The organism is Kitasatospora sp. MBT63 (assembly GCF_000710465.2).
In the GTDB taxonomy this organism is placed as follows: Bacteria; Actinomycetota; Actinomycetes; order Streptomycetales; family Streptomycetaceae; genus Kitasatospora.
The window spans coordinates 1-11,220 of sequence record NZ_JAIZ01000231.1 but is presented as its reverse complement, the minus strand read 5'-3'; the positions used below and the strand labels follow the sequence as shown (position 1 = coordinate 11,220).

General features: G+C 73.2%; 8 protein-coding genes. 3 read left to right on the top strand and 5 right to left on the bottom strand.

Translation table 11 applies throughout. The annotated features are described in order from the left end of the window. Nucleotides 1-171: 171 nt before the first annotated feature. Complete coding sequence (locus AA75_RS15240; RefSeq protein WP_033820550.1) at nt 172-864, bottom strand: metal-dependent transcriptional regulator; 693 nt, start codon at nt 862-864, stop codon at nt 172-174. A gap of 198 nt (nt 865-1,062) precedes the next feature. Here AA75_RS15240 and AA75_RS15235 point away from each other — a divergent pair, with 198 nt between their 5' ends. The 3 genes from AA75_RS15235 (at nt 1,063) to AA75_RS15225 (ending at nt 3,923) form a co-directional block, all read left to right on the top strand. Further along, entirely contained in the window at nt 1,063-1,812 is a 750-nt protein-coding gene (locus tag AA75_RS15235; protein WP_033820549.1) for a sugar isomerase domain-containing protein, read from the top strand. 166 nt (nt 1,813-1,978) lie between these two features. After that, entirely contained in the window at nt 1,979-2,917 is a 939-nt protein-coding gene (locus AA75_RS15230; RefSeq protein ID WP_033820548.1) for a DUF4231 domain-containing protein, read from the top strand. 142 nt (nt 2,918-3,059) lie between these two features. Further along, nucleotides 3,060-3,923 (top strand): alpha/beta fold hydrolase, encoded by an 864-nt coding sequence (locus AA75_RS15225; protein WP_033820553.1) that lies wholly within the window; start codon nt 3,060-3,062, stop codon nt 3,921-3,923. Nucleotides 3,924-3,954: 31 nt separating this feature from the next. Here the strand turns inward: AA75_RS15225 and AA75_RS15220 are convergent, their stop codons facing one another. The 4 genes from AA75_RS15220 to AA75_RS15205 form a co-directional block, all read right to left on the bottom strand. Beyond that, entirely contained in the window at nt 3,955-4,920 is a 966-nt protein-coding gene (locus AA75_RS15220; protein ID WP_033820547.1) for a D-glycerate dehydrogenase, read from the bottom strand. 69 nt (nt 4,921-4,989) lie between these two features. Next, nucleotides 4,990-9,006 carry an FxSxx-COOH system tetratricopeptide repeat protein gene (gene fxsT, locus AA75_RS15215; RefSeq protein WP_082526527.1) on the bottom strand — a complete coding sequence of 1,339 codons (4,017 nt, stop codon included), beginning with the start codon at nt 9,004-9,006 and terminating at the stop codon, nt 4,990-4,992. Then, on the bottom strand, nt 9,003-10,340 hold the full coding sequence (locus tag AA75_RS15210; protein WP_149038153.1) for a TIR-like protein FxsC: 1,338 nt from the start codon (nt 10,338-10,340) through the stop codon (nt 9,003-9,005). Before AA75_RS15210 ends, fxsT begins: the two co-directional genes overlap by 4 nt. Before the next feature lie 202 nt (nt 10,341-10,542). Then, a partial coding sequence (locus tag AA75_RS15205) for an AAC(3) family N-acetyltransferase (RefSeq protein WP_033820546.1) occupies nt 10,543-11,220 on the bottom strand: 678 nt, incomplete at its 5' end.

Below are 11,220 nucleotides of genomic sequence, written 5' to 3'. Positions count from 1 at the left end.
GGGCACTGCGAAGACAGGGAGTGACCGGGGGCGGGGCGGAGGGGCCCGGTGCACGGGGATGCGCCGGGCCCACCGGCCTGCCCGGCCGCCGGGACCGGCGCCCGGCGCCGCGGCCGCCGTCCGCTCAGGTCCTGCCGTCCGCCCGGGGTCCGCCGTCCGCCCGGGGCCGGCTCAGATCACCGCCACGAAGACGTGGCCCGCGATCTCCTTCGGCAGCTCGACCGCGTTGTCCCCGTCCCCGACCAGCACGCCGCCGACGCCGGCCGTCACCTGCACCGTCGCCCCGGGGCGCACCCCGGCCCGGCGCAGCGTGAGCATCAGGGCGCCGTCGGTCTGGATCGGCTCACCGATCCGGCGGACCACCACGGGGGTGGTCCGGTCGCCCACCGAGAGCGCCTCCAGGGTGGTCAGCGCGGCGTCGAAGCCCTCGCCCTCCGCCTTGGTGTCGCCGAGCTCGTCCAGGCCCGGGATCGGGTTCCCGTACGGGGACTGGGTGGGGTGGCCGAGCATGGCGAGCACCTTGCGCTCGACCGTCTCGCTCATCACGTGCTCCCAGCGACAGGCCTCCTCGTGCACCTGCTCCCACTCCAGGCCGATCACGTCGACCAGCAGGCACTCGGCGATCCGGTGCTTGCGCATGACCCGGACGGCCAGGCGGCGGCCCTCGTCGGTGAGCTCCAGGTGGCGGTCGCCCGCGACCTGCAGCAGGCCGTCGCGCTCCATCCGGCCGACGGTCTGGCTCACGGTCGGGCCGCTCTGTTCCAGCCGCTCGGCGATCCGGGCGCGCATCGGGGTGATGCCTTCTTCCTCCAGCTCCAGAATGGTGCGGAGGTACATCTCAGTGGTGTCGATCAGACCAGACATCGCCCCTGGCTCCCAATCCTCGGTGTCCTCACCGCCAATTCTGACGTACCGGAGAGACAACCGATGTCGCCGGGCGGCTATGCCCCCTGCTTTTGGTAGCTGTTGACAGCCGGCGGCCCCAGGCAGGACGGTGCTCGCCAGATCTTTCTCCATCCGCGGTCTGGACCACCGGGCCGCCCCGCCCCCGCTGGAGTTCCGATGACCGACCTGGTCGGACAGTATTTCGATGCCGCCGTGGCCCACCTCCAGCGGGTCCGGGCGGAGGAGGCCGGGGCCATCGAGGCCGCCGCCGGGCTGTTGGCCGACGCGGTGGCGGATGGTCGCCGAATCTTCACCTTCGGCGCCGGCCACTCCTCGCTGGCCGCCCAGGACGTGGTGTACCGGGCCGGCGGCCTGGTGGTGATCAACCTGTTGAACGTGCCAGGGATGACCGGCGTCAACGTGATGCCCGCACCGCTGGGCAGCGCCCTGGAGCGGGTCTCGGGGCTGGCCACCGCCACCTTGGACCTGACCCCGGCGGCCGAGGGGGACCTGCTCTTCCTGATCTCGCTCTCCGGCCGCCAGGTGATGCCGGTGGAGCTGGCCCGGCACGCCCGGTCCCGGGGGATGCGGGTGGTCGGGGTCACCTCGCTGGCGTATCCGGGCGAGGTCTCCTCCAACCACCCCTCGGGGACGTTCCTGAAGGACAACTGCGACGTGGTGCTGGACAGCAAGATCGCGGTCGGGGACGGCGAGCTGGCGCACCCCGCGGCCGGGGTGCCGTTCGGCTCGGTCTCCACCATCGTCACCAGCGCGCTGATGCAGGCCGTGGTGGCCTCGGCGGTGGGGCGGCTGGCCGAGGCCGGGATCCCCCCGCCGCTGTTCCGCTCGGGCAACGTGGACGGCGGCACCGAGTGGAACGCCAAGGTGATGGCGGACAACGCGGACCGGATCCTGTACGCGTACTGACCCCAACCCCCGCTCCTGCACCAGCCGTTGACCCCGATGTCCGGTTACCGAGGCGTACCGGGGCCCGGGCCCGGGCAGTATCCAGCTGTTCGGGTCGAGGGACCGACGGGCGACACTGCGGCCGGGGGGCGGGATGGCAACGGGGGCGGCGCGATCGATCGGCTGGGTGCGCGAGGACGAACTGCTGCCGGAGATGTTCTGGGCCTCGGACTCCGCCTCGCTGCAGGGGCAGCGGCGCTCGGTGGCACTGTCCCGCTGGGAGCTGGTGCTGCTGGTGGTCGCGGCGGCCACCGGCTCGGCCGACGGCCGGCTGTGGGCCTGGACGGCCGCCTTCGCCTACCTGCTGACGCTGGCGATGGCGACGGTGGCGGCCCGGCAGAACCCGCAGCGGCTCTGGTACGACGGCCGGGCCATCGCCGAGTCGGTGAAGACGCTCTGCTGGAAGTACGCGGTGCAGGCCGACGCCTACCAGCCGCCGCCCAAGAAGCTGCCGGACGCCGAGCGGCTGTACGACGTGCAGCTCAAGGCGATCCTGGGTGAGTTCGAGACCCAGCAGGTGATCCCGGACATGTCCCGGATGGAGGCCGACCTGCAGACCTGGCGGGAGCCGGCCCGGCACCCTCAGATCACCGAGATGATGACCAGGCTGCGCGGCCAGCCGCTGGAGGTGCGCCGCGAGATCTACCTGCGGGAGCGGGTGCACGCGCAGCGCGAGTGGTACCGGGCCAAGGCGCAGCGCTGCCGCAACGCGGCCCGGCGGGCCGGGCGGCTGGCGATCGTGCTGCCGCTGCTGGGGCTGGCGCTGGCGGTGCTGCGGGCGCTGGGCTGGTTCAGCTACGACGCGCTGGGCACGGTGTCGGCGGTCGCCGCCTCGGTGTCCGCGTGGGCGCAGCTGCGGCAGTACCGGCCGCAGGCGGCGGCGTACGGGCTGGCCGCGGACGAGCTGGCCAAGGTGGAGGCCCAGCTCACCCAGCTGAAGCTGGACTCCGACCAGGCCGAGGACTACTGGGCGCGGCTGGCCCGGGACGCGGAGGACGCCATCTCGCGGGAGCACACCACCTGGCAGGCGCGGCGCGAGGTGCGGGGTCTGGACGCCGGCGGCTGACCGGGGGCCCGGCCCCCGGCCTGCTGCGCGGGCGACCTGTTCGGGACGACGACCGTTCGGGACGACTGTTCGGGACGACTGTTCGGCGGGCGGCCTGCCCGTCGGGCGACCTGTTCGGCGAAGGATCTGGAGGCAACCGGTGGTGGCACGGACGGTCGAGGCACCGGGCGGGCGTGCGCTGGCGGTGGAGGTCTCCGGGGACCAGCAGGGGTGTCCGGTGTTCCTGCTGCACGGGACGCCGGGCAGCCGGGTGGGGCCCGCCCCGCGCAGCAGTGTGCTGTCCCGGATGGGGGTGCGGCTGATCTCGTTCGACCGCCCGGGGTACGGCTACTCGGACCGGCTGCCGGGGCGGCGGGTGGCGGCGGCGGCGGAGGACGTGTTGGCCATCGCGGAGGACCTGGGCCTGGGCCGGTTCGCGGTCGCCGGGCGTTCCGGCGGCGGGCCGCACGCGCTGGCCTGCGCGGCGCTGCTGCCGGACCGGGTGACCCGGGTGGCGGCGCTGGTGAGCCTGGCACCGCGCAACGCGGAGGGGCTGGACTGGTACGGCGGGATGACCGCGTCCAATGTGCGGGAGTACCGGCAGGCGGAGCGCGGGTTGCTGCGGATCGCGGACACGTTCCAGCTGCGGTCGCGGGTGATCCGGCGGGACCCGGTCCAGTTGATCAAGGATCTGGTGCCGGAGCTGCCGCCCACCGACCGCTCGGTGGTGACGGATCCGGGGATCCGCCGGATGCTGCTGAGCACCTACCGGCAGGCGTTCCGGTACGGCGCCTTCGGCTGGATCGACGACGTGCTGGCGTTCACCACGGACTGGGGTTTCCGGGTGGAGGACATCCGGGTGCCGGTGCGGCTGTGGCACGGCGCGGACGACCAGTTCTCGCCGGTGGACCACTCGCACTGGCTGGCCGACAACATCCCCGGCGCCGAGCTGTACCTGGAGCCGGGCGCCGCGCACTTCGGCGCGTTCGAGGAGATCACCTCGACGCTGAAGTGGCTGGCCGACTGAGCGCGGGGAGACCGGTCCGGCACCCCGGGGCTCAGCGGGCCGGGGTGAGCGGCTCCGCGCCGGCCAGGACGGCGAGCACGTTGTCGACGGCGAGGCCGCCCATGGCCTGCCGGGTGCGGACGGTCGCGCTGCCCAGGTGCGGGACCAGGACGGCCCGTTCCTGGGCGAGCAGCGCGGGGTGGACGGCGGGCTCGTGCTCGAAGTTGTCGACGGCGGCGGCGAACAGGTGGCCGGAGTCCAGGGCGGCGGCCAGCGCGGCCTCGTCGACCACCCCGGCGGTCATGCTGACCAGGACCGAGCCGGCCGGCATCCGGGCGATCCGCTCGGCGTCCAGCAGGTGCCGGGTGGCCGTGGTGAGCGGGCAGGTGACCACCAGCACCGGGGAGGCGGCGAGCAGGTCGTCCAGCGGCCGCCAGTCGGCGCCCTCGGCCTCGCCGGGCGGCAGCGGGGTGCGGTTGTGGTAGCCGACCGGCATGCCGAAGCCGGCCGCGCGGCGGGCCACCGCGCGGCCGATCCGGCCCATCCCGAGGATGCCGAGCGGGGTGCCGGTCAGCTCCAGGCCGAGCATGAAGGTGGGGGCCCAGGCCCACGGCCGGCCGGAGCGCAGCAGGCGTTCGCCCTCGCCGAGGCGGCGGGTGGCGGCCAGCAGCAGGGCCCAGGCGAGGTCGGCGGTGGCGTCGGTGAGGACGCCGGGGGTGTTGCTGACCGGGACGCCGCGCGCGGCGCAGGCGGCCAGGTCGATGTTGTGGGTGCCGACTGCGTGGTTGGCGACGATCCGCAGGCAGGGCCCGGCGGCGTCCAGGAACTCCTCGTCCACCCGGTCGTCCAGGGTGGTGATCACGGCCCGCCGGCCGGGCAGCGCGGCCAGCAGCCCGGCCCGGGTCATCGGCTGCTCGCTGTCGTGCAGGGTGTACGCGGCGGACGGCGCCAGCCGCTCCAGCACGCCGTCGGCGAGCCGCCGGGTGACGAGGACGGGGGGCACGGTGGTGTCGGTCATCAGGCCCGCAGGCTACACCGCCCGCGGGCCTGACGGCCGGTCACGCCCGGGGGCCGACCCGGTGGCGGATCACAGCGGCTGGGGTTCCAGGTCGCGGTTGATCCGGTGTCCCTCGCGGGCGGCGAACACGGTGGGGTGGTTCTCGTCGAAGAGGTCCAGCAGCACCGTCAGCGCCTGCTTGCGCAGGGCGTCCGCCTCCCGTTGGCGGCCCGCCTCGGCGAGCGTGGTGGCCAGGTTGACCTGGCAGACCACGGCGTCGGGGTGGGTGGGGCCGTAGCGGTTGACCAGGCCGGCGTGGGCGGTGCGGCCGAGTTCCTCGGCGCGCTGGAGCTGGCCGCTGTCGGCGTAGGCGTTGGCCAGGTTGATCATGGCGTTGAGGGTGTAGGGGTGGTCGGGGTCGAGCACCCGGGACAGTCCGGTCACGGCCTGTTCGCCGTGCCGGACGGCACCGGCCACGTCGTCGCTGCCGCGCAGGTAGATGGCCAGGTTGTTCTCGCAGGCCAGGGTGAACGGGTGGTCGTCGCCGAGCAGCCGGCGGTGCCCCTCGTAGGCGGCGGTGGCGATGTCGCGGGCGGTCTCCTTGTCGCCGGCGGCGCTGTGGTCGGCGGCCAGGTTGAGCTGGCAGGCGAGTGCCTCGGGGTTGTCGGTGCCGTACCGCTCGACGTAGCGCTGGTAGGTCTGTTCGGTGAGTTCGCGGGCCTTGGCGGTCTCCCCGGCCCGGCGCATCGAGACGGCCAGCGACTTGGCGTTGCGCAGGGTCTCCGGCAGGTCGGGGCCGAGGATCTCGGTGAACACGTCGGTGACCTCGCGCAGCAGTTCGGCGGAGCCCTTGTAGTCGCCCATCTCGCGCAGGTCGCGGGCCAGGTTGGCCTTGGTGGTGAGGGTGTACGGGTGGGTGGGGCCGAGCACGGCGGAGCGGCGTTCGAAGGTGTCCTGGTCGAGGTCGCGGGCGGCCCGGCTGTTGCCGACCATGCGGTGGTCGATGGCGAGGTTGTTGGCGACCGACAGGGTGCGGCCGTCGTCCTCGCCGAACAGCTCGACGAACTGGTTGTAGGTCTCCAGGTCGAGGGTGAGCGCGTCCTGGAAGCGGTTGAGGTACCGCAGGTCGGCGCCCATCGAGTTGGCGGTCATCAGGGTGAACGCGTTGTGCTCGCCGAGCAGTTCGCGCTGCCCCTCCAGGGTGGCCTGGTCGAGTTCCAGGGCGGCGTTGTACGAGCCCTTGGAGCGCAGCACGTTGGCCAGGTTGAAGCGCAGGCTGAGGATCTGGCGGAGCAGGAAGCGGCGCTCGCCGGGGTCGGCCTCGTCCTCGTAGCGTTCGGCCCAGGCCTGGTCGAGCTGGCGGGCGAGCTGCAGGGCCTGGTCGAGGTCGACGGTCTTCCACAGGTAGCGGACGCGGTCGATGAGCAGCTCGCGGACCTCGCGCTCGTCGCAGTCCTGGGCCCGGGAGGGGCCGAGGTGCGGCCAGATCTTCTCCAGGGTGGGCCAGTTCTCCGGGTTGTCGGTGTCGCCGAGCTGCGGGCGGGCGGCGGCCAGGATGCGGTGCACCTCGTGCATGGCGCTGTTCTGCTCGGCCTGCGACATGCCGCTGCGGACCACCGCCTGGACCAGCCGGTGGACCTGGAAGCTGCCGGCGTCGGTCTTGGCGAGGGCGTAGCGGCTGACCGCGCGGATCACCTTGCCGAGCATGAAGCTGTCGGTGAGCTCGGGGTCGAAGGGTTCCAGGGCCCGGCGCATCCGCTCGCTGTAGAAGAAGTGCTTGAGCGAGATCGGTTCGGGTGCGAAGAACGCGGACAGCTCCAGCAGCCGGACCGCGGCCGGGGACTGCTCGCGCAGCCGGGCGATCGAGACGTTCCAGGTCAGGCCGACCGGGGTCGGGTAGTCGGCGGGGGTCTCGCCGGCCGCCAGCACCTTGGTCGCCTCGGCCTGGAGCTGGGCGACGTAGGTGTCGACCGGGGTGCGGGTGGTCTCCAGCCAGGCGGCGGCGACCTCCACCGCGAGCGGCAGGTCGCCGAGCGCCTCGGCGACCCGGTCGGCCTCCTGCCGGGTCAGGCCGCGCACCCGCCGGGTGATGTGGTCGACGCTCTCGGCCCGGGTGAAGACGTCGACGCCGAGCACCCCGGCCTGCCCGGACCAGCCCTGGTTGCGGGAGGTGACCAGGATGTGGCCGGGCCCGTCCGGGAAGTAGGGGCGGATCCGGGCCGGCTCGTCCGCGTTGTCGAAGACCAGCAGCCAGCGGGAGGTGGGCGAGCCGCGGCGCAGCGCGTCGCGGGCGGTGTCGGCGGCCTCGGTGACGCTCTCGCCGGTGCGCAGGCCGAGCCGGCCGGCGAGTTCGGCGAAGGACTGGGCGGCGGACTCGGTCTGCTCGGCGTTGATCCACCAGACCAGGTCGTAGTGCGACATGTAGCGGTGCGCGTACTCCAGCGCGACCTGGGTCTTGCCGATGCCGCCGAGGCCGTAGAGCGTCTGCGGGGTGGGCAGGACCGCGGTCGGGCCGCCGACCAGCTGTTCGCGCAGGTCGTCCAGCACCTTGGTGCGGCCGGTGAAGGAGTGGTTGCGCTGCGGCACCGACCAGTAGGCGGGCTTGGCGCCGGGGAAGCGGGGGGCGTCGCTGCCGCGTTCGCCGAGGTCGGCCTCGGCCCGGCCGAGGGCGCGCAGCAGCGCCAGCACGGCCTCGCCCTCGTCGCGGCCGACCAGGTCGACCGGGTTGCGGTTGTTGTACGGCGCGGTGATGCGCACGTCCCCGACCCGGACCGGGATCATCTGGCGGCGGGCGCCGGCCGGGTCGGCGTTGACGGTCCGGCCCCACAGCGCCTGGGCCTGCGGGGAGGAGAGGTAGGCGGAGGAGAGCAGGGCGACGGTGCGGTAGGCGGAGTCGATGCCGCGTTCGGCGGCGGCCCGCGGGTTGGCGCCGACGCCGAGGTCCATCGACAGCACCCGGAAGCCGGCCCGGGTGAGCACCTCGGAGATCCAGTCGGCCCAGGCCCGGTCCTGCGGGACGTAGCTGAGGTAGAGGTCGGCGGGGGCGGTCGGCCGGCGGCGGACGAAGGCGGCGAGGTTGCGCAGCCGCAGGTCCTCGTCCATCGGCGGCAGCCCGGTGACCTGTCCGGAGGTGAGTTCGGCGGTCAGCCGCTCGCAGGCGGCGAGGATCGAGGCGGGCTGCTGCGGCAGGTCGCCGAACGGGGCGAGGATCTCCTCGTAGGCGTAGAACGGCCGGTACGGGATCTCCACCGAGGCCCAGTAGCGCAGCAGTTCGGACTCGCCGAGACCGGCCGGCAGGCCGCCGAACTTGATCCTGGCGAGCGCCCGGCCTGCGTCCGCCTTCTCCTTCTCCCCCTCGTCGATCCGCATCGGCACCGGGAAGATCCGGATCCCGCGGGCCTCGTAGAGGCTGTCGATGGTGTGGGCGACCCGGGAGGCGCCGTCGATCGACTGGTCGCTGAGGGTGAAGCAGACCACCAGGTCGTCGGGCATCTCGACGGTGCAGATGTCGGCGGTGTCGGTGAGGCCGGTTCGGCTGTCGATCAGGACGTAGTCGTAGCGGCGCTTCATGTCGCGGCGCAGCGCCTCGATGAAGGCCGAGCCGTTGTGGGCCTCGTAGAGCAGGTCCCAGTCGATCCGGTTGCCGGTGCCGGAGTAGTCCCGGTTGAGCTGGCCGGCCGGGACGAAGTCCAGGCCGCCGTCGCCGGGGAAGTGCGGCCAGGCCAGCGAGACGGCGTGCGGGTGGATCCGGGCGAAGTCCTCGTGCCAGTTCGGGTCTCGGTCGAGCGGGCGGCGGGCCTCCTCCAGGTAGTCGGCGAACAGGTCCATGATGCCGGTGGTGCCGGCCACCACGTCCGGGTCGAGGAACGGCCGGAAGAACTGGTCGAGGCCGGGGGCTTCGAGGTCCCAGTCGACGGTGAGCACCCGGTGGCCGTTGGAGGCCAGGATCCAGGCCGTGTTGGCGAGCGCCATGGTGCGCCCGGTGCCGCCCTTGTACGAGTAGAAGGTGACGATCCGGCCGTGCCGGTCGTCATCTGTCCTGGCGTCGAAGTCCCGCTCGGTGCGGTGACCGGTGGCCCGCAGGCCCCTGGCCGGTGTCTCGGTCATGGCTCTCCTCCCCCACGGGCAGCCCGCCCGAGGCCGCCGTCCTCATCGCTGCCGTGTCCCTCGGTGTCCGGCCCGGTCGGCGGCTCACCGCCGTGGATCCCCAGCCGGAGGCTGGGCCTGCGCGGCCCGGTCCCGGGGGTCCGCGTCTCGCCGCGCTGTTCGAAGCCGTTGGTGGCCTGCATGACCGCCCGTTCGAGTTCGCCGCGGAACTCCTCCAGGCTGCCGGGTGTGCCGCCGGCCGGGCTGCGCAGCGTCGGCCGGTGGGCGCCGCGGCTGAGCCGCAGCACTTCCTCGCTCAGTCCGTTGAGCATCTCCTCGTCTCTTCGGCACTCCGGGTCCTCCGGGTTCCACGGCTCCAGCACGCTCACCCAGGGCAGGTTCTTGCGGTCCAACTGACGGATCTTACCGATTCGTTGACGATCCGTCAGGGCCCAGCGGTCGACCAGTAGCACGCTCGGGCCGGTCGGCTCCTCGGCCAGCAGCCGCTCCGCGTCGTCCTCGAACTCGGCCACCGTCGGGTCGAAGCCCATCCGGCGCGCCACCTCGGCCGCGTCCTCGGCCAGCGGACGGGCGGAGTGCGGCTGGTACGGCTGCCAGTCGAGCCGGCGGGCGCCGTAGCAGTCGGCGCTGCGCCCGGCGGGCAGTTCCCGGCGGCGCAGCGAGTAGACCGAGATCCGCACCCGGTCGGTGGGCGTCGGCGGCTCGAAGGCGCTGGGCTGGGACTCGAAGTCGGCCTGCTCGCCGAGCGGGATCACGGTGTGCCGGGCGACGTGGACGATCCGCTCGGCCAGCCGGTACACCGCGTTCTGGTACTGGGCCCGGTACGAGGCGATCTTCATCAGCGCGTACAGGCCCTCGGCCGCGTAGTCGCCGCCGAAGCTCTCGTGGCTGAACTGGAGCTCGCTGGCGACCCGGGGCAGCGGGTAGTGGTTCATCGCGACCCAGAGCACCGGGACGATCCCGGTGTGCCGCTCGCCGCCGGCCCGGCGCTGGTACACCGGGCGCTGGCTGAACAGCTGCCACTCCTTGCCGCAGGCCTGGCTGGCGAAGTAGCGCGGCGAGTAGAGCGGGACGAACACCCGGCAGTTGGCCAGTTCGGCGGAGAGCCGCTCGGCCCACTTCTGCCCCTGGTGCATCGAGCGGTCCATGAAGCCCACCGGGTGCCCGGAGGGCGCGTCGGTGAGCTGGAAGATGGCTTCGCAGAGGTCGTTGTAGAGCTGGGCCACCCAGATGTTCGGGTCGCCCGAACTCCTGTTCCCGGCCCGCGGAATGTGCGCGTAGCTGAGAAAGAAATAGGGTCGCTGGTCCCTGCCGCCGTCCCCCTGGCTGTTCAAGACGCGCCTCCCCCGAGACTTCCGGCCTGTTGACTGCCCGGCCGCATCCGCGACCGTACCGGCGTACTCGGCCGGCCGCCCCGCCCCACCCCCGCTCCCAGTAGCCCCCGGGCTGCTTCGCCACCCCACAAAGGGACTTCAGTGTAGGAAGGTCAGGTTCCCGAATGGAATAGGGCCGCGCCGCACAATCCGTGACTGAGGGTCAACTCCAGCGGTTACGCAGCCATTTGTTCACGTGGTCGACCGCATCGGGGATCGGCAGCAGAAAACTCGCCGCGTCGCCGAACCGGCCCCGCACCACCCCCGGCAGCTCCTCGGCCAGGACCTCGCCGAGCGCCTCGAAGTGCCGCACCTCCAGGCGCAGCGCGTCGAAGTGCACCCACTGCCGCCGCTGCCGCTCGTCCCTGACCACGCAGCCGTAGCGCTGCGTCACCTGCTCGGGCTGCCAGTACTCGGCGAGGTGGAACGGCGTGCAGCACCACAGCGGCACGCCCACCAGCAGGGCCCGGGCGCCGTCCTGGTACAGCCGGTGGGTCGGCGAGTCCTCGCCGAGGTGGCAGCGCAGCTCGTGCCCGGCCGTCAGCAGCCCGGCCTTGGGCCCCAGCGCCGTGAACGAGGTCTGCGGATGGGCGCTGCGCACCGCGCCCGGCGTGGTGCGGACCTCCTCCGCGATCCGGCCCATGCTCGGCGAGGCGGGCGTGGTGTCCCGGTCGAACGGCGGCATCGCGGCCCGGAACGCCCGCAGCCGCTCCGGGTCCAGACCGCCGGTCCGGGCGGCGTCCAGCGGTGAGGTGTCGGAGTTCTCCGGCGTCGCGGTGTACACCACCAGGGTGCCCTGCGGGCCGAGCACCTCCCGCAGCGCCGCGACCACCGCCGCCGA

What these genes read in the sequence shown, in the direction of transcription:
- fxsT (WP_082526527.1), bottom strand. Translation starts at nt 9,006, where the DNA reads ATGACCGAGACACCGGCCAGGGGCCTGCGGGCCACCGGTCACCGCACC.
- AA75_RS15235 (WP_033820549.1), top strand. Translation starts at nt 1,063, where the DNA reads ATGACCGACCTGGTCGGACAGTATTTCGATGCCGCCGTGGCCCACCTC.
- AA75_RS15240 (WP_033820550.1), bottom strand. Translation starts at nt 864, where the DNA reads ATGTCTGGTCTGATCGACACCACTGAGATGTACCTCCGCACCATTCTG.
- AA75_RS15220 (WP_033820547.1), bottom strand. Translation starts at nt 4,920, where the DNA reads ATGACCGACACCACCGTGCCCCCCGTCCTCGTCACCCGGCGGCTCGCC.